This window comes from Pseudomonas sp. 3MAES_34.3B (assembly GCF_058145875.1).
In genome coordinates this window covers 1,059,777-1,077,344 of sequence record NZ_CM176960.1, presented here as the reverse complement: position 1 = coordinate 1,077,344, position 17,568 = coordinate 1,059,777, and the positions used below count along the sequence as shown (strand labels likewise).

18 protein-coding genes, 1 tRNA gene and 1 pseudogene are annotated in these 17,568 nt (G+C 61.5%); 4 read left to right on the top strand and 16 right to left on the bottom strand.

What is annotated here, in order from left to right; translation table 11 throughout:
• Positions 1-40: 40 nt before the first annotated feature.
• Both AC3Z8Y_RS04860 and AC3Z8Y_RS04855 read right to left on the bottom strand, forming a co-directional pair.
• Positions 41-208, bottom strand: coding sequence for a hypothetical protein (locus AC3Z8Y_RS04860; protein WP_490088680.1), 168 nt, complete (start codon positions 206-208; stop codon positions 41-43).
• Between the two features lie 267 nt (positions 209-475).
• Positions 476-610: pseudogene (locus tag AC3Z8Y_RS04855) on the bottom strand (con-10 family general stress protein); the annotation flags it as partial.
• Between the two features lie 458 nt (positions 611-1,068).
• On the opposite strand from AC3Z8Y_RS04855, the gene AC3Z8Y_RS04850 reads away from it, so the two are divergent.
• Positions 1,069-2,355, top strand: a complete 1,287-nt coding sequence (locus tag AC3Z8Y_RS04850) for an Nramp family divalent metal transporter (RefSeq protein WP_490089937.1) — start codon at positions 1,069-1,071, stop codon at positions 2,353-2,355.
• Positions 2,356-2,428: 73 nt separating this feature from the next.
• Here AC3Z8Y_RS04850 and AC3Z8Y_RS04845 read toward each other — a convergent pair whose 3' ends face one another.
• Both AC3Z8Y_RS04845 and copC read right to left on the bottom strand, forming a co-directional pair.
• Entirely contained in the window at positions 2,429-2,935 is a 507-nt protein-coding gene (locus AC3Z8Y_RS04845; RefSeq protein ID WP_490088679.1) for a DUF4142 domain-containing protein, read from the bottom strand.
• A gap of 109 nt (positions 2,936-3,044) precedes the next feature.
• On the bottom strand, positions 3,045-3,398 hold the full coding sequence (gene copC / locus AC3Z8Y_RS04840) for a copper homeostasis periplasmic binding protein CopC (protein WP_490088678.1): 354 nt from the start codon (positions 3,396-3,398) through the stop codon (positions 3,045-3,047).
• A gap of 135 nt (positions 3,399-3,533) precedes the next feature.
• Here copC and AC3Z8Y_RS04835 point away from each other — a divergent pair, with 135 nt between their 5' ends.
• The gene (locus AC3Z8Y_RS04835; RefSeq protein WP_490088677.1) at positions 3,534-4,541 is read left to right on the top strand and encodes a LacI family DNA-binding transcriptional regulator; all 1,008 of its coding nucleotides are present in this window, start codon (positions 3,534-3,536) and stop codon (positions 4,539-4,541) included.
• Between the two features lie 2 nt (positions 4,542-4,543).
• Here AC3Z8Y_RS04835 and AC3Z8Y_RS04830 read toward each other — a convergent pair whose 3' ends face one another.
• The 6 genes from AC3Z8Y_RS04830 to AC3Z8Y_RS04805 all read right to left on the bottom strand — a co-directional run bounded on the left by AC3Z8Y_RS04830 (position 4,544) and on the right by AC3Z8Y_RS04805 (position 11,440).
• Positions 4,544-5,281 (bottom strand): SDR family oxidoreductase, encoded by a 738-nt coding sequence (locus AC3Z8Y_RS04830; protein ID WP_490088676.1) that lies wholly within the window; start codon positions 5,279-5,281, stop codon positions 4,544-4,546.
• Entirely contained in the window at positions 5,274-6,815 is a 1,542-nt protein-coding gene (locus AC3Z8Y_RS04825) for an FGGY-family carbohydrate kinase (protein WP_490089936.1), read from the bottom strand. The genes AC3Z8Y_RS04830 and AC3Z8Y_RS04825 overlap by 8 nt, the downstream gene beginning before the upstream one ends.
• A gap of 10 nt (positions 6,816-6,825) precedes the next feature.
• Complete coding sequence (locus tag AC3Z8Y_RS04820) at positions 6,826-7,917, bottom strand: alcohol dehydrogenase catalytic domain-containing protein (protein ID WP_490088675.1); 1,092 nt, start codon at positions 7,915-7,917, stop codon at positions 6,826-6,828.
• A 75-nt stretch (positions 7,918-7,992) separates the two neighbouring features.
• Complete coding sequence (locus tag AC3Z8Y_RS04815; protein WP_490088674.1) at positions 7,993-8,997, bottom strand: ABC transporter permease; 1,005 nt, start codon at positions 8,995-8,997, stop codon at positions 7,993-7,995.
• Complete coding sequence (locus AC3Z8Y_RS04810; RefSeq protein WP_490088673.1) at positions 8,960-10,474, bottom strand: sugar ABC transporter ATP-binding protein; 1,515 nt, start codon at positions 10,472-10,474, stop codon at positions 8,960-8,962. Before AC3Z8Y_RS04810 ends, AC3Z8Y_RS04815 begins: the two co-directional genes overlap by 38 nt.
• Positions 10,475-10,510: 36 nt before the next feature.
• Positions 10,511-11,440: a substrate-binding domain-containing protein gene (locus tag AC3Z8Y_RS04805; RefSeq protein ID WP_490088672.1), complete on the bottom strand. Its 930-nt coding sequence runs from the start codon at positions 11,438-11,440 to the stop codon at positions 10,511-10,513.
• Positions 11,441-11,620: 180 nt separating this feature from the next.
• Between AC3Z8Y_RS04805 and AC3Z8Y_RS04800 the strand changes: the two genes are divergently transcribed.
• Positions 11,621-12,349 (top strand): DUF4198 domain-containing protein, encoded by a 729-nt coding sequence (locus AC3Z8Y_RS04800; RefSeq protein WP_490088671.1) that lies wholly within the window; start codon positions 11,621-11,623, stop codon positions 12,347-12,349.
• Between the two features lie 110 nt (positions 12,350-12,459).
• Positions 12,460-12,546, top strand: coding sequence for a small membrane protein YohP (locus AC3Z8Y_RS04795; RefSeq protein WP_442087941.1), 87 nt, complete (start codon positions 12,460-12,462; stop codon positions 12,544-12,546).
• A gap of 1 nt (position 12,547) precedes the next feature.
• Here AC3Z8Y_RS04795 and AC3Z8Y_RS04790 read toward each other — a convergent pair whose 3' ends face one another.
• The 6 genes from AC3Z8Y_RS04790 to pal form a co-directional block, all read right to left on the bottom strand.
• Positions 12,548-14,407, bottom strand: coding sequence for a bifunctional diguanylate cyclase/phosphodiesterase (locus AC3Z8Y_RS04790; RefSeq protein ID WP_490088670.1), 1,860 nt, complete (start codon positions 14,405-14,407; stop codon positions 12,548-12,550).
• Between the two features lie 145 nt (positions 14,408-14,552).
• A tRNA-Lys gene (locus tag AC3Z8Y_RS04785) sits at positions 14,553-14,628 on the bottom strand.
• A gap of 61 nt (positions 14,629-14,689) precedes the next feature.
• On the bottom strand, positions 14,690-15,364 hold the full coding sequence (gene queC, locus AC3Z8Y_RS04780) for a 7-cyano-7-deazaguanine synthase QueC (RefSeq protein WP_490088669.1): 675 nt from the start codon (positions 15,362-15,364) through the stop codon (positions 14,690-14,692).
• A gap of 24 nt (positions 15,365-15,388) precedes the next feature.
• Positions 15,389-16,036, bottom strand: a complete 648-nt coding sequence (gene queE / locus AC3Z8Y_RS04775) for a 7-carboxy-7-deazaguanine synthase QueE (protein ID WP_490088668.1) — start codon at positions 16,034-16,036, stop codon at positions 15,389-15,391.
• 160 nt (positions 16,037-16,196) lie between these two features.
• Positions 16,197-17,033, bottom strand: a complete 837-nt coding sequence (gene ybgF, locus AC3Z8Y_RS04770) for a tol-pal system protein YbgF (RefSeq protein WP_490088667.1) — start codon at positions 17,031-17,033, stop codon at positions 16,197-16,199.
• A 6-nt stretch (positions 17,034-17,039) separates the two neighbouring features.
• The gene (gene pal / locus AC3Z8Y_RS04765; RefSeq protein ID WP_181117258.1) at positions 17,040-17,549 is read right to left on the bottom strand and encodes a peptidoglycan-associated lipoprotein Pal; all 510 of its coding nucleotides are present in this window, start codon (positions 17,547-17,549) and stop codon (positions 17,040-17,042) included.
• Positions 17,550-17,568 lie beyond the last annotated feature (19 nt).

Here is a 17,568-nt window from a genome sequence, read left to right as displayed (position 1 = left end):
GTTGAACGAAGGCCCGGCAAACTTTGATGATTCAAGGCCTTCAACCTTCACCGCGCCGGCGGGTACCCCCGTTGCTGTGCTGGCCGCCAATGCGCGCTTTTTCGGCACGGTCGGTCTTGATATCGGCCGGAGCGGGCGCACCTTTGCCGCCATGGCTGGAATTATGTGGATCGGTGGAACCATAGGAAGGTTTGTGATGGTTGGTCATCGCTGATACCTCTATGTTAACGCCAGAAGTGCTTGAGCCACATCAGGCTATTTGCATATTAAATAACGTCGTATAAGTAAAGCGCCCCGCTACCGGGACTATTGTTTGGCATTGAATAAAATGCCACTCTCCCTCGCTGCCCGGCCGTACAACTTGTGGTCACACCGGCAACCGGCATCAAGTTCAAGTGGCGCCTGAATCAGAAGCAGTGTTCAGCGCTCCCTTTCAGCTTTGTGTCGTGCTACCGCTCTTGGCAGCACCCCGATGGCTACGTCTCCCGCCCTTGCGACCGGCTTCCGCCGCCCTGGCTGGGTCGTTGGCAAAATTACCACCTGAAACACTTCCGCCCTTTCGCCCGGCTTCAGCGGCGCGGGTCGGGTTGTTTGCAAAGTTACCAGCGTTCTTACTCTTTACTGCCATGGCGATATCCTCCTGGATGTGGGTCGCTACATAGTTATGGAAGCAGGCAGCAGGAATAAGTTTTTCAAAAACCGAAACGAAGCTGACAAACGGTCCGGCGAGGCAAGGCTGCTATTTCTGCCGATAAGCGAAAGTTGCATATGGATTAAGCATTTACTTGGCCCGATTGCGACCTTTGCCAATAGTGACGGACTTTTGAGCGGACCGACGGTGCCTTGGCGTATGCCGCAAGCGGCTTGCGGCGCAACGCGCCGTACACCATCGCTTGAGGTACAGTGGTAGCGGGCGTGAACGCTCAGCGTTCGCAGGGTTCATACCCTAGTGCTTTTATATCTCGTTGGAGCTGAACCGTGGCGGAGCCCGAAGACCGACCGAATTTCCGTGCCAATGATGGCGAGCCGGCATTATTGAGCCGTTTCGGCGTAGGGGCGCAACCCAGCATGGGAGATCTGAACGCCAGTATCCGCATTCCACAGAATGGCAGCTGGCTTCGCAGGCTGCTGGCCTTCGCCGGCCCCGGTTATATGGTAGCCGTGGGGTACATGGACCCAGGCAACTGGGCTACCGACCTGGCGGGCGGTTCCCAGTTTGGCTACATGCTGTTGTCCGTCATCCTGCTGTCCAACCTGATGGCCATCGTGCTTCAAGCCTTGGCCGCACGCCTGGGTATCGCAACGGGCATGGACCTGGCTCAGGCCTGCCGGGCACATTACAGCAAGCCGGTACGCATTGCCCTGTGGCTGGCGTGTGAGCTGGCAATCATTGCCTGCGACCTGGCGGAGGTGATTGGCACGGCCATTGCGCTCAAGCTGCTGTTCGATATCCCGCTGATATGGGGCGCGATCCTGTGTGCCCTGGACGTGTTCCTCATTCTATTGCTGATGCAGCGCGGCTTCCGCTGGCTCGAGGCATTCGTGGTGGCGCTGCTTACGCTGATATTCGTGTGCTTTGCCGCGCAGATGGTGATGTCTCACCCCCCGATCGGTGCGGTGCTGCAGGGCTTTATCCCGCAAAGGGAGATTGTCACTAACCCCGCCGCGTTGTACCTGGCTATCGGGATCATCGGCGCGACGGTAATGCCCCATAACCTTTACCTGCATTCGTCCATCGTGCAAACCCGAGCATATGAGCGCACCGATGCCGGCAAGCGGCTAGGCCTGCGCTGGGCCGTAACGGACAGTACCATTGCCCTGAGCCTGGCGCTGTTCGTGAATGCCGCCATCCTGATCACTGCCGCTGCGGTGTTTCACTCGGCCGGGCGGACGGATGTGGTAGACATCGAAAAAGCCCACGAACTGCTCTCGCCGATGCTGGGTATCGGCATTGCTTCCACCTTGTTCGCGATCGCGCTGCTGGCCTCGGGTGTGAACTCTACGGTAACCGCTACCCTGGCGGGCCAGATCGTGATGGAGGGCTTCCTTCACCTGCGCATTCCGGATTGGGCCCGGCGGCTACTCACTCGCGGCCTGGCGGTGATTCCCGTGGTCATTGTCACGGCATTGTATGGTGAGCGCGGCACCTCCCAATTGCTGGTGTTCAGCCAAGTGATTCTGTCCATGCAGTTGCCCATGGCTGTGATTCCTCTGGTGCGCTTTGTCACCGACCGCTCAAAGATGGGCGCACTGGTGGCAGGCCGGGGCCTGGCGGTAGTGGCATGGGTAATCTCGGGGATTATCGTGGTGCTGAACGTGAAGCTGCTGGTGGGTGCTGTGCAGGAATGGCTGTAGAGCAGTCTGGGGAAGTGGGCGAAGCCCGCGAATGATCCTTCGCGAACTTCGCCCTGACTGACGCGCTCAGTGCTTAGTGAGCATCGCCACCATGCTTGGCGGCCAGTTCCTTGGCGGCTTTGAGATGCGCTTCGAGTTTGGGCAGGGTTTCCTTGGCGAAGGCCTTCAGTTCCGGGTCCTTGCCTTCGTTGGCTTCCTTCTGGAAGATCTCGATGGTTTGTTCGTGTGCCTTCACCTGGTTGTTGGCGTAGGACTTGTCGAACGACTCCTCGCGGATGTCCAGGATCATCTTCTTGGCTTTGTCCATCAACTCAGCGTCCGAGGCCACTTCAAGCTTCTTGGCCGTGGCGATGCCCTTGAGCTTCTCGTTGGCTGCCGTATGGTCCTTGATCATCATCTGGGCGAAGGTCTTCACGTCAGCGGATTTGCTTTTCTGCTCCGCCAGCTTGCCCGCCTCGATTTCCGCGATGCCTTTTGCCGATGCGTCGTCGACGAAGTCCTCGGCATCCGCCGCGAAGGCCGTGTGAGCCCCCAGCAACAGGAACGCGCCACAAATGCCGGCTTTAAGCTTCTTGTTCATACGGATCGTCCTTTCATGAGTGACAGACAGGTGCGCGCAAAGCGCCTCACTCTTTCTCAGACGGAACGATCGCCGTACGGTTCAGGTTTTTTACCTGGCTGCGCTGCCGCTATTTGACGTTGAAGGTGTACTGGCCCTCACTGCGGTGAGTGTCCACGGACACGACCTTCCAGTGCACCGTCCAGCTGCCGGGATGAAGCGGGGCGGCAGGGGTTGCCACCAATACTGCGGTATCGTTGTCCGCCCGGTGCAGCTGTGCCTTGGCGCTGTTGCCGGTGCTGTCGGTCAAGGTCACTTCGCTGAAGGCCGGCTCCACGCCTTCGGTAAACGCGAGCCGCAGTTCAGCAGGCGCGGCAACGGTAGAGCCCTCGGCAGGGCTCGGTGCTTGCAGGTGGGCATGGGCCCAGGTGAGGGACGAGACGGTGCTGGCAAACACGAAACAAAGCGCGGCGGAAAGCTTCATGGCTGAACTCTTATGGAAAGGCGACCGGCTGGCATCATAGCGGTGCAAAGCCGGTCACGCGACCATGGCCCGCTTGCGGCCAGGGTGGGATGTGGGATCATGCGGTTACAGCCATTGCCGGAGTACCGGGCCCCCATGAGCAAAAAGGCCTCCACGACCATCACGGATGTTGCTCGACGGGTCAACGTAACCACCATTACCGTCTCCCGGGCTTTCAACAAGCCACACCTGGTAAAACCCGACACGCTGGAGCGTATCCTCGCAGCCGCGCGCGACCTGGACTACGTCCCCAATGCGTTCGCTCGCAGCCTCAAGCGCAGCGAAAGCCTGATCGTAGGCGTGGTCACCGCGTCGGTGGACAACCCCTTCTACAGTGAGATGATCAAGGCCATCTCTCGAGAGGCCAAGCAGCATGGCTACACCATCATGCTGATCGACACCGACGGGCTTGCCGATGTGGAAGAAAAGGCCATTGAAACCCTGCTCGGCTACCGGGTAGCGGGCATCATCCTGTCGCCGGTGTCAGATGAACCGGGCTACAAGCCTGCCTACCTCAGCCGCCTGAGCAATGGTGACGTCCCTGTGGTACAGCTCGATCGCGCGCTGGCGGACGCACCCTTCAGCCAGGTGGTGCTCGACAACTACCACAGCGGCATGAAAGGGGCGCGCTACCTGTTGGCCAGGGCGCCACAGCTCGAACGCCTGCTGGTATTGACAGGGCCGGTGGGCTCGCGCATCAGTCACGACCGGTTGGAAGGCGTGAAAGCCGCCATCGCCGATAGCCATCGGCCCATTCAACTGGATGTACTGGCAGGCGATTACACCCTGGAACCTGCGTACACCGCCACGTTGGGCTACCTGAGCAATCATCCCCGCCCTGACGCGCTGTTCGGCTTCAACCAATTGATCACACTGGGCGCGCTCAAGGCGCTGCGCGATCGAGGCATCCACCGTAGCGACATGGCCATCTGCGGGATCGACCGCCTGCCGTTCGCCGATATCTTCGAGTTCCCGGTGGCGTGCGTCGCGCATGACGGCACCCAGGCTGGCACCAGTGCCATGCGCCTGCTGCTCGAGCGTATCCGGAACCCCCTGCGCCCCCAGGCACGGGAGGTGGTGGTGGGCGAACTGGTGAATGCCTAGGCCTAGCGGCTGGTGTATCCGCCATCGACAGGCAAGCACACGCCGCTGATCATCGATGCTGCGCTACTGAGCAGGAACAGCACCGGCTCTGCGACTTCCGCGGGCGTGGCGAACCGCCCCAGCGGAATTGCCGCAAGCATGGGCGCGCTCTTGGCCGGGTCGCCCCAGGCATGGGTAGCCATGGGGGTAAGCGTAACGGTTGGGTTCACTGCGTTCACCCGTATGCCGTACTGGCCCCATTCGCCGCACTGTACCCGGGTCATCGCATCCATGGCCGCTTTCGAAGCGCAGTAACTCAAGTGATCGTCCAGGCCAACCATGGACGCCTGGCTGGAAACGTTGACGATGCTGCCGGCAATACCGGCGGCGATCATGTCCTTGGCCACGCGGCCGGCAATGATCGCCGCGGCGCGCACGTTCACGGCCATCACTTGATCAAAGGTGGCCGGCTCCACGGTGACCGCCGGATGCAACAAGGCGATGCCCGCGCAATTGACCAGCCCGTCCAGGGGCGGAAGTTCGGCGCAGGCCTTTAGCACCGCGCCAGGGTCGGCGATGTCTACCTGCAGCGCCATCGCGCCTTCCCCGGCCAGTTGTTCGAGGGCGTCGGCAGCACGACCCATGGCGTATACGGTGGCGCCGGCCCGCAACAGCTGGTGGGCTACCTCCAGCCCTATGCCGCTGGTAGCGCCCGTGACCAGCACGCGCTGGTCGGTGAAGTCGAAGCGCAGGTTATTCATCGCGGGCACTCCGTAGCTGGTGGAAGATTGATTTCAGGGCCGGGTAGCATTGCCGGTAAGCATCGAACAACGTGTCGTAACGCTGGCGAACCGCCGGGTTCGGTACGGCGCGCTGGCGCAGCTGTACCCAGCCGTGCTCCGACTGCCCCGGGCCCAACAACCCCGCCGTGTGAGCGGCCAGCAAGGCGGCGCCGTAAGCGGCTTCCACGTCCTGCGCGATGGTCACCACGTCAAAGCCGGTGACATCGGCGATGATCTGCATCCACACGTCGGAGTGGCTGGCACCGCCCACCACGATCAGTTGCCGGTCCAGCTCACCTACCGCCTCGCGACCGGCTTCGATATTGTGCCGAAGCGCATAGGTGACGCCTTCGAGTACGGCGCGGTACAGATGCGCCTTGCCGTGGTGCAGGCCCAGGCCGATAAAGCTGGCGCTGGCCCTGGCATCCCACACCGGGCTGCGCTCGCCCATCAGGTACGGCAGGAACAGCAACCCTTCGCTACCGGCTGGCACTGTTGCGGCCAGCCGCTCCAGCGCAGCGTGAGGGTCTTGGCCCTCGATCAGCGGCAGTTCGCCTTCAGCCTGCCCGAACTGCTCCCGGAACCAGCTCACCGACGCGCCTGCGGTCAGTGCCCCCCCAAAGCTGTAGAGCTGGCGCTGGCCGTCGTAGACATGCGGAAAGCTCACCAGCCCATGACGGGCGTCGGCCTGGTGGTCCAGGTAGCCCCAGCACATGCTGGTCCCGATCATCGCCACATGTTTGCCTGGGCGGGATACGCCGGCGGCGAGGGTTGCCATGGCGGCATCCACACCGCCGGCGAGCACTGCCGTTCCAGGCGCCAGGCCGAGTTTTTCCGCGGGCCCCGGTAGCAGCCCGCCTACCACTTCATCGGAGTGCAACAGCCGTGGCGGCATCAGGCCTGCGTCGATGCCCAGGGCGCTCAGCATCGGTTCGGACCAGGCACGGGCATTGATGTCGTACACCCCGCCGATGTTGCCGGCGCTGCTATGGTCGATGGCCAGTTCACCGGTGAGGGCATGGTTCACGTAGCTGTTGGGAGGTAGCAACCAGCGCGTTTGTTGCCAGATGTCCGGGCGCTCCTGCTTGAGCCACAGCATCTTGGTGAAACCGTAGTAACTGTCCACGCCATTGCCGGTGATCGCCTGCAGCTGCTCGAGGTTCTGCTGCGCCTTCACCTGGGCCACCTGCGCCTCGGCGCGGCGGTCCATCCAGATCAGGCACGGGTACAGCGGCTCCATCGCGCTGTTAACCGCGATACCCGAGCCGCCGTACAAGCTGCTGATGCACAGTGCCTTGATCTGCTCAGGCGCTACGTTTGCGGCGGCCGTGCAGGCGGCAACGCAGGCATACACGGCGTCGAGCCATACCTGCGGCCATTGTTCGGCCCAGCCCGGCCTGGGGGTATCCACCCGATAGGCCTGGCTGTGCCGCGCAATCAACTGGCCGTCGGGGGCCACCAGCACAGCCTTGGTGCTTTGGGTGCCGATGTCTACACCGATCACATACGCCATGACCATGGCCTCAGCCCTGCCCCACGGGTTTGAGCAGCACTTTGATCGAGCGGGTAGAGTCAGCAAGCGCGAAGGCTTCGGCGTAATCGTCCAGGCCGAAGCTGTGGGTCACGATACCTTTGGAGGTAATCAGGCCTCGCTCGAACAGGTCAATGGCAATGGGGTAGCAGTATGGCCCCAGGTGCGCGCCGCGAACGTCGAGCTCCTTGCGGTCGCCAATGATCGACCAGTCGGCACTGGTTTCGGCGCCGAACACACTGAACTCCACGAAGCGGCCGAGTTTGCGGATCAGCTCCAGGCCTTGGGTCACGCCCACCGGCACGCCGGTGGTTTCAATGTATACGTCGCAGCCGTAGCCGTCGGTGAGGTCGGCGATGATTGTCTTGGCGTCGTCACGGGAGGGGTTGATTACCACGTCTGCGCCGAACTGGCGCGCCAGCTCCAGGCGTTCGTCCACCATGTCGATCACCACCAGCTTGCGCGGGGTTTTCAGGTGCGCCACCTGTACCATGCACAGCCCCAGTGTGCCCGCCCCGGCGATCACCAGCACGTCGTCCAGCTGCACGTCGCCACGGTTCACGGTATGGATCGCGCAGGACATGGGCTCGATCAGCGCACAGTCTTCGAGAGAAATGGCCTCCGGAATCTTGTGAACGATGGCCGTGCGGGGAATGCGCATGTACTGCGCCATGCCGCCTTCGGCCACTTCGCGCTGGAAGCCGAAGATGTTGTGCACCTCGCACATCCAGTACTGGCCGCTCTTGCAGAAGCGGCACTTTTCACAGGGTACTATCTGTTCTGCGATCACCTTGTCGCCCACCTTCACGCCGAAATGTTCCTCGGCGCCCTCCCCGGCCTGCTCCACGTAACCGAAGAACTCATGGCCCGGCACTACGGGTGCCTTCACCCACGGATTTTCCCCGCCCCAGAACATCGCGGCGCCCGAATGGCATTTGCAGTCGCTGGCGCAGATGCCGCACGCGCCGATGCGCAGCACCAGCTCCAGCGGCCGCGCCTGAGGCTTGCCGATACGCTCCAGCCGATAGTCCTTGGGTGCGTGACACACAACGGCTTGCATGGTGTTCTCTGTGTTGTTTTCCATGACGATGTTCCTTTCTTGAAGGCGAAGTGACCCAGGCAGCCGTGCGAACTGCCCTTGGGTATATGGAACGTGCGCCTAGCGGCGGCGCTGGCGGCTGATGAAGATAGCGAGCAGGATGATCCCGCCCTTGATCACACTTTGGACGTACGGCGAAACGCCGAGCATGTTCAAACCGTTATTGAGTACGCCCAGCAGCATGGCGCCTACCAGGGTGCCGAGGATCACCCCGCGGCCACCGGCGATGGACGCACCGCCCAGCACCACGGCTGCAATGGCGTCCAGCTCGAAGGAGGCACCGGCGTTGGGCTGGCCGCTCATCAGCCGCGACGACAACACCAGCCCCGCCACCGCAGCGGTGAACCCGCTGATTACATACACCAGCAGTTTGAACCGCCCCGCGCGCACCCCGGACAGGCGTACAGCCTCCTCGTTGCCACCAATGGCATACACGTAGCGCCCCATGCGGGTGTGTTGCAGCATCACCCAGGCCAACAGGTAGGTGAGCAGCATGATCAGGATCGGCACCTGCACGCCGAGCAGCTTGCCCCGGCCGAACCAGGCGAACCATTCGGGCAAGCCGGAGATGGGGTAACCGTCGGTGTACAGCAGCCCAAGGCCGCGCGCGATACCCATGGTGGCGAGCGTTACGATAATCGGCGGCATCTGGAGATAGGCCACCAGCAGGCCATTCCCCACCCCGAAGCCGGCGCCAATCGCCAGCCCCGCTCCAATGGCCAGGGGCGGCGATACGCCTGCCACGAGCAAACCGGCGCTGACGGTACCGCTCAACGCCATCACCGGGCCTACGGACAGGTCGATGCCACCGGTGAGAATCACGCACGTCATGCCTACGGCAATGATCGCGTTGATGGACACCTGCCGAACGATATTCTCCAGGTTGGCGCCGGTGAGGAAGTTATCACTGGCGAAGATCATGAAGGTTGTTACCAGCAACAGGCCCACGAACGGATAGAACGCCGGGGAGCGGATCAGTTGCCGGGCAAGGTCGCCGCCTGGTCGGTGGCGCGGGCGTGCAGCCGCTTCAATGGACGCGTTCAGATCGCTGGCTTGCGGTCGCATGGCGCATGACCTCCTGAGGATTGATGGCGCTGCCCTGCAGGGTGGCAACAATGGCGCCCTTGTTGAATACCGCCACGCGGTCGCTCATGCCGATGATCTCAGGCAGCTCGCTGGAAATCAGGATGATGGCGTAGCCCTGTTCGGTGAGTTTGCGCATCAGGCCGTAGATTTCGGCCTTGGCGCCCACGTCGATGCCGCGCGTGGGCTCATCGAAGATCAGCACCGTGCAGTGATGGTTTATCCAGCGGGCGATCACCACTTTCTGCTGATTGCCGCCGCTGAGGTTGATCACCAGGCTTTCCGGGCCCGGGGCTTTTATTGCCAGGGCTTTCATCAGCCCGGCCACACTGTCGCGCTCCTGCCCACGGTCTATCAGCCCGGTGGCGCGCTCGTACTTGCCGAGGTTGTTCAGTGAAATGTTTTCGCGAATGCTGAAGTCCAGCACCAAACCTTCGGTCTTGCGGCTTTCCGGCAACAATCCGATACCGTTGGCCAAGGCGGCGGCCGGGTCCTTCAGGTTCACCGGCGAGCCGTTCAGGGTCACTTCCCGGCTCACGCTGGGCAAGGCGCCGATCACTGCCAAGGCCAGTTCCGTGCGGCCTGAGCCGACCAGCCCGGCAAAACCGAGGATTTCACCGCGGTGTAGCGTGAAGCTGTTTTCCGGCCCCTTGCGGGCGAGCCGAAGGCGCTTGACGTCCAACACGATTTCCTGGCCCTGCGCGTACTCAGGCTTTGGTGGAAAGCTGTTGGCGAGCTTGCGGCCTACCATCATCTCCACCAGCTGATCCAGATCGCTGTGGGCAGTCGCCATGCCGCCCACGTTGGCACCATCGCGCAGCACTGTGATGCGGTCGCAGACTTCAAAGATTTCCTCGAGGTGGTGGGAGATGAAAATCATCGCCACCCCTTGGCGCTTGAGTTCGCGCATTACATCGAACAGTAACTCGGCCTCGCCAGGCGTAAGCGTGGCGGTGGGCTCATCAAGGATCAGCAGGCGCGCTTCAAGCGCCAACGCCTTGGCTATTTCCACAAATTGCTGCTGGGCTACGCTCAAATGTTGCACCGGGCAACTCAGATCGATGTCCACCCCAAGCCGATCGCACAACGCCGCGGCCCGCTCACGCATGTGCCGCTTGCGCAGCAGGCCGAAACGGCCGACCTGCTCATGGCCCAGGAAAATGTTCTCCACCGCGTTGAGGTAGGGGATCAGGCTGAATTCCTGGAACACGATGCCGATGCCCACGGCGATCGCGTCGTGGTAGGTAGCGAAGCGCCGGGCCTGGCCATCGAACTCGATCGTACCGGTGTCAGGATGCTCCACCCCTACGAGTATCTTCATCAGGGTGGATTTGCCGGCGCCGTTCTCACCCAGCAGCGCATGGATCTCCCCATGCTCCACACTCAGGTCGATCCCCTTGAGGGCGTGCACCCCGCGGTATCGCTTGGAAATATCCGTCAGCTGCAAAAGGCTGCCCATCACTCACCTCGGCTGTCACTCGTTCAGCGTTCGCGGTTACCAGGTGAAGGTCTTGGCCTTGTCGCGGTCCACCAGCAGGATGTCTACCGGTACCGCCTTGGGTACCTGCGCACCCCATTTGCGCGCAAGCGCCAGCCCCAGGGCAATACGCACCTGGTCTCGCGGGTACTGTGCAGAGGTGGCGATGAACTTGCTGTCTGGTTTCTGGATTTCCTTGATGGCATCGGGCGCGCCGTCCACGCTCACCAGTTTTACGTCCATGCCACTGGCCTCGATGGCCGCCAAGGCGCCCAGCGAACCGTTGTCGTTCACGCTGAACAGGCCCTTGAGATTGGGCTGTGCCTGCAGCATGTTCTCGGTCACGCTCAGGGCCTGGTCCCGCTCCTGCTTGCCGTTCTGAGTGCTGACGATCTTGATGCCCGGGAACTTGCCCAGGGCTTCCTTGCAACCTCGAACACGCTCCAGGATTGGCACCACAGCGATGCCGTCGAGGATGGCGACGTCGCCCTTGCCCCCTAGCTTCTCGCCCAGGTATTGGCACGCCTGCACCCCTGCGTCGAAGTTCTTCGAACCTACAAAGGCATCCAGCGGCCCCTCGGCCTGGGCGTCCACGGCCACAACGACCACACCTTTGTCATGGGCCATTTTTACCGCCGACTGCACGCCGACCGAATCCGTAGGGTTGATCACCAGGATATCGATGCCCTTCTGCAGCATGTCTTCGATGTCGCTGAGCTGCTTGGACACGTCGTGACGGGCATCAGTGACCAGCAAGGTCGCGCCGATGCTGCCGGCCGCGTCCTCGAGGGCGCCTTTCATGGTCACGAAGTAAGGATTATTGATTTCCTGGAACGAGGCGCCGATCTTCAGCGGAGCGGGCGCGGCGCTGGCGGCCAAAGGAAGCGTGACAAAAAGCGCAGCGGACAGGAACGTGCGGGCGAAGCGAAGCCGAGGATGCTTGTTCATGCGAGGGACCCTGTGGTTTTCTTGTTTTTGTACAGAATGTCATCGTTAACATTTTGAAACCTAGCAGAGGGATCAGGCCCTGGCAAGGTGACTGCCGCTTAAATATTCGGTAACAGTGTAGCCGAGGCGCCGGGAAGGCTCTGTCGGTAGGATTGCCGGCTTGAATCTAGAGAAACGCTCATGAACCCTGTCCGCCTGTCCGCCCTATTCATTGCCCTTCCCCTTCTGTTCGCGACCGCCGCCCAGGCGCATGGCCTGTGGACGGAACAACGCCGCGGCCATACCGAGGTGGTCTTTGGCGAAGGCGCCGAAGACGATGCCTTCGAGCCGGCTGCGGTAAAAGCGGGCTGGGCGTGGGCGGCGGACGCAAAGCCGGTTCCTCTCACCATCGAACGGCTCACCGACCATGCTCGCCTGGCGCCTGCCAGCCCAGCCACGATAACCGCTGTGGAATTCGACGCCGGCGTATGGAGCGAAACCAAAGACGGCCGCTGGGAAAACAAGGGGCGCAAGGAGATAAAAGACGCCAAGCAGTCGATGCAGGCCACCAAATACACCGTCGCCGTGAATGGCCCTTACCAGCAACTGCCAAAACTGGACCAGCTTGGCCTGGTCATTGTGCCCGAGGTAGACCCAGCCACGCTCAAGCCCGGCCAGGCGCTACCGGTAAAGGTACTGTCCGCCGGCAAGCCAATGGCTGATGTGGACGTGTTCGCGGATTACCGTGGCGCGCCTGGCACGGTAAGCGGTAAAACCGACGCGAACGGCCGGGTCAGTATCACCATCCGCAATGAAGGGCTGAACGTTCTGGCGGCCGAAGCCCTGGTTCCAGTAAAGGGTGACAGCAATATTGATAGCTATGCGTACTTCGCATCGCTCACGTTCGTTGGCGCCAGGCACGCCGAATAGCCCCAAAGCCGCCTGATTGAAGCCTTGCGCGGCTTCAGCGCTTCGATTGAAGGAAACGGAACGCGCAATGCCATGGTCTATCTCCTACACATCGGATAAGGAGCAAGACCATGCTGAAGTTCCTGGGCGGTACCGTCGGTATCATTTTCCTGATCGGCTTGATCGTGGTGATCGCGCTCTTCAAGTTCATCTTCTAGGTCACGTTGCTACCGGTAGCCGAGCATCACCGCTGGCTACCCGGTAGCCATTGCGCCCACGCCGCTTTGCCTCATACATGGCGGCATCTGCCAAGTTAAGAATGTTGTCCAGCTCGTCCAGCGGATGGCATGAACGCAGCGCCACACCTACGCTGGCACTGATGTCCGCGGTACCGGCACTGAGCAGGAACGGCTGGGCCAGGGCCGAGCACACCTTTTCGGCAATCTGCCCGGCAATGGCCTCGCTCCCTACGCCTTCAGCCACCACAACGAACTCATCCCCCGCCAGGCGGCACACAAAATCGGCCTTGCGAACCGTGTGCTGCAACCGTAGCGCCACTTCCTTTAGCAGCTCATCACCCACGTCGTGGCCAAACGCATCGTTCACGGCCTTGAACCCATCAAGGTCAAGGAACAGCATGGCAAACGACGGCGCAGGCTGCTGCCCCAGCTGCGCCAACAACTCCGTGAGCGCCCGGCGGTTCGGCAGGCCGGTGAGTGGATCGCGCATGGCCTTGTCGCGCAGCGATCGCTCTACCTGCTTGCGCTCGGTCACGTCCTGGGACATCACGAAGAAGCCGTGAACCTCGCCGTCGCGTATGTCAGGGATGTAGGTGGCGGCCCATACACGCGTGCGGTCAGCCACATAGTGCACATGATCATTCACCACGCGCTCGCCAGCCAGTGCCCGCTTGAACCAGGGCAGCAGTTCCTCATAAAGTGCCGGAGCGAGCACGTCCTGGATACGCCGCCCTACCAGGGCCTGAGGGGCCACACCGAACACCTGGCGGTACACGTCATTGTTGAAGAGGTAGCGCAAGTCCTTGTCCACGTGAGAGATAAGGATCGGCAGGTTGTCTGTGATCGTCTGTAACGTACTGCGGCTTCTCACGAGTTCTGCCGTACGAACCTGCACCCGCCGCTCCAGCTCGGCCTGGTAATCCTTGAGCAGGGCTTCATCCTGCTTGCGCAGCGAAATATCCAGGATGTCCGCGATAAGATGCTCGGGCTCCCCCCGGGCATCGCGTACCAATGCAACGCTAAGCTCGACCCAAACGGCGGTACCGTCCTTGCGGATGTAGCGCTTTTCCAGAGAATAGGTGTTTCGGCGACCTTCCAGAAGCTCGGCGTGCAGCGACAAATCAGCCTGAAGGTCGTCCGCATGGGTAATAGCGACGAACGTCTGGCTCATCAGCTCAGCGCGGCTATAGCCTGTGAGTTCGCAAAGCTTGGCATTCACCTCAGTAAAGCGGCCGCTGAGGTCTACCAGCGCCTTGCCGGTTGGCGCCTGTTGAAAGACGGTCGCAAACCGAGCTTCCACCACCGCCCTGGCTTGCCGCTCGTCTTCATTTACACGCCGAACGTCCCGGGCAACAGAGCGCTGCAAGAGGTCCCGTTCAACCATGCGGGCAAGGTCTGTCATTCCCGCCTTCTCGGCATCTGAAAGCTGGCGCGGCACTGTGTCTATGGCGCACAGCGTGCCCAGCACCAACCCATCGGTCGTACTCAGGGGCACCCCGGCATAAAACCGTACGTGCGGGGCGCCAGTCACCAGCGGGTTATCCGCAAAGCGGTCATCTGCCAAGGCGTCTTCCACCAGCAGCATGTGCCGGGAAGCCAGGGCATGTGCGCAGAATGCGATGTCACGCGAAGTTTCGCAGACATCCAGCCCAACCTTGGACTTGAACCACTGCCGGTTGGCATCTACCAACGACACCAGCGCAATAGGCACCCGCAGCAGTTGCGCCAATAGGCGGGTCGCACGGTCAAAGCATTCTTCCGCCGGGGTATCCAGCAGGTCGAGGCTGTGCAGCATGCGCAAGCGTGCTGTTTCATTCAACGGAGGGGTGGCAATTTGCATAACGTTCGACCGCAACCAATCAGACCATTTGACGTTCCGGCGCCTCGGTGCACGAGGGAACGGCAATTCCTTTATCGGATGCAGGTATAGCAAACTGAAGGGCCGGAAACGAAAAAGGCACCGCCTTGGCGGTGCCTCTTGAATATGGTGGGTCGTGTAGGATTCGAACCTACGACCAATTGGTTAAAAGCCAACTGCTCTACCAACTGAGCTAACGACCCTCTTGGTGGTGCGCATCATACTGATTTCTAAGCAGTAATCAACCCCAGTCAGGCAAAAAAGTCACTGGTAACGGGTGGGATCCGCCACGCCAGCCGCCACGAAGCCTTCAGCCCGCAGCCGGCAACTGTCGCACTTGCCGCAAGCGCGACCGTCGTTATCAGCCTGGTAGCAGGAAACCGTCAGGCTGTAATCCACCCCGTGGCGCAGGCCTGCCCGCACGATGTCGGCTTTGCTAAGGTTCTGCAGCGGCGCGCGAATGGTAAAGCCCTGCCCTTCAACGCCGGCCTTGGTGGCCAGGTTGGCCATGCGCTCGAACGCCTCGACGAACTCGGGGCGGCAATCGGGATACCCGGAATAGTCCACGGCATTCACACCAATGAAGATATCCCTCGCACCCAGCACTTCCGCCCAGCCGAGCGCGAGTGACAGGAAAACGGTATTGCGGGCAGGGACGTAGGTGACAGGGATCCCCTCGGTTGGCGCTTCCGGGACAGCGATGCTGCTGTCGGTCAACGCCGAGCCGCCGATACCGTTGAGGTTGAGACCAATTACCTTGTGCTCGACCGCACCGAGGTCCCGGGCCACCCGGGCGGCGGCGTCGAGCTCGGCGCGGTGGCGCTGGCCGTAGTCGAAGCTCATGGTGTAGCAGGCGTACCCGTCGGCGCGGGCCATGGCAACCACGGTGGCAGAATCCAGCCCACCGGACAGCAGGATAACGGCTTTCTTGTCAGACACAGGAAGTTCCTCGTTCAGCGGGGTTCAACGGCCGGGCTCATCGTTCCAGAGCAATTTGTGCAGCTGGAACTGGAAGCGAACCGGCAGGTTGTCCGCGACGATCCAGTCTGCCAGCTCGCTGGCTTTCAAATCGTGATGGCTGGGAGAAAAGAGCACTTCACCGGCTCGTTCGCTCAGGTTGTACTCGATGACCTTGGACACTGCCCAGTCGTAGTCCTCGCGCGAGCAGATCACGAACTTCACCTGGTCGTTGCGGGTAAGCAAGGCGACGTTTTCATAGCGATTGCGGTGGCATTCACGGGAGCCTGGTGTTTTCAGGTCCACTACCCGGCTTACTCGAATGTCGGTTGCACTGATATCCAATGCCCCGCTGGTTTCGAGCGATACCTCATAGCCGGCGTCGCACAACCGCTGCAACAGCGGGATGGCATTAGGCTGGGCCAGCGGTTCGCCGCCGGTCACACAGACATAGCGTGGCCGCAGGGCAGCGACCTGCTCCATGATGCTGTCCAGGCTGAACAGTGTGCCGCCGCTGAATGCGTAAGCGCTGTCGCAATACTGGCAGCGCAACGGGCAACCCGTGAGGCGCACGAACACCGTGGGCAGGCCAGAAGTACGGGTCTCGCCCTGAAGCGAGTGGAATATTTCGGTAATGCGTAGAGTGTCAGACATGGTCGCCACGGGCGTAGCAGCTAAACAGGCCACCCGCCTCCGCAAGCACCCCCACCCTTTGGCATGGCCAGAAAGGTAAGGGTTGTTGATAAGGGGCGAAGATTCTAACGAAAAAACCCGCGCCATGCGCGGGTTCGTTCATGAAGCTTCATCGGTACGATCAAAGCCGCTGAAGGTCTCGCTGGGCGAGCTGTGCTGCGGCGGTGCCCGGAAACTGGCTGATAACCTGTTGCAGGATGGGCTTCACCCGGTCGGTGTGGCCCAAGCGGCGCTCGACATCGGCCAGCTTGTACATGGCATCAGGCACCTTGGGGTGCTTGGGATATAGCTGACTTACCTTGGCGAACGCCTGGCCGGCACCCTGGAGGTCCCCCTTGGCCAGGTTCACTTCGCCAAGCCAGTACTGGGCATTACCCGCGTACTGGCTATTGGGGTACTTGCGCAGGAACGCAGCGAACGCCTGGCTCGCCTTGTCGAAGTCCTTGGCCTTGATCAGGTCGAAGGCTGCGTCGTAATAGAGTTTCTCTTTGGCGGGGTCTGCCGGCTCGGAGCTGGCAGCAGCCTGGTCGACGGGCGCGCCCGCCGCAGCCATGTCGGCGCCTGGGGCACCGCCAGTGGCGGAATTCTGGGAAGCATCGGCAGGAGCTGCCGGCTGTTGCACAGGTGCACCCGCGCCGATACGGCGATCGAGGTCCTGATAGCGATCCAGTGCTTCTTGCTTCATTTGCTGGATCTGGTTTTGCTGGACTTCCAGTTGACCGCGCAAGCGGGCAATGTCTTCCTGCATTTGTTGCAGCTGCATGAACAGCTCGCCCTGCGCCGAGACCGGGGCCGATGAGACCCCCGTCCCGGCGTAGGCGCCGCTCGTGCCATAACCTGAGGGCGGATAGCTGCTGCCGTTTCCGGCACCACTTCCATCAACCACGGGAACCGCTGCCCATACCGAAAACGGCAGGGCAAGCGCGATAGCAGTTAAAGCACGACGGCACGCTCGCATGACGAATTACTTACGCAGTTCGACGCGACGGTTTTGAGCCCAGGACTGCTCGTCGTTGCCGGTAGCGACTGGACGCTCTTCGCCGTAGGAAACAACTTCCAGTTGAGCTGGGGAAACGCCCTGCAGAACCAGGTAACGCTGAACAGCCTTGGCACGACGCTCACCCAGCGCCATGTTGTATTCGCGGGTACCGCGCTCGTCGGTGTTACCTTCCAGAACGACGCGAGCACCGCTGGCTTTCAGGTCCTTGGCATGGACGTCCAGGGCACGCATGGCTTCCGGCTTCAGGTCGGAGCTGTCGTATTCGAAGTAGAAGGTAGTGATAGCGCGCAGAGCGGCTTCGTCGCTCAGGCTGCCATCGACGGCGCCGGTGTTTGCACCGTAGCCAGCGTTTGGATCGACAGCACCAGCACCAGCGCCTTCACCAGCGTTGTCACCGCCCTTGGAGGAGCAACCTACAGCTACAGCCATGGCCAGGGCCAGCGCAGCGAATTTACCAAACTTCAGCATTTCCATCGTGAAACTCCTAATGAAC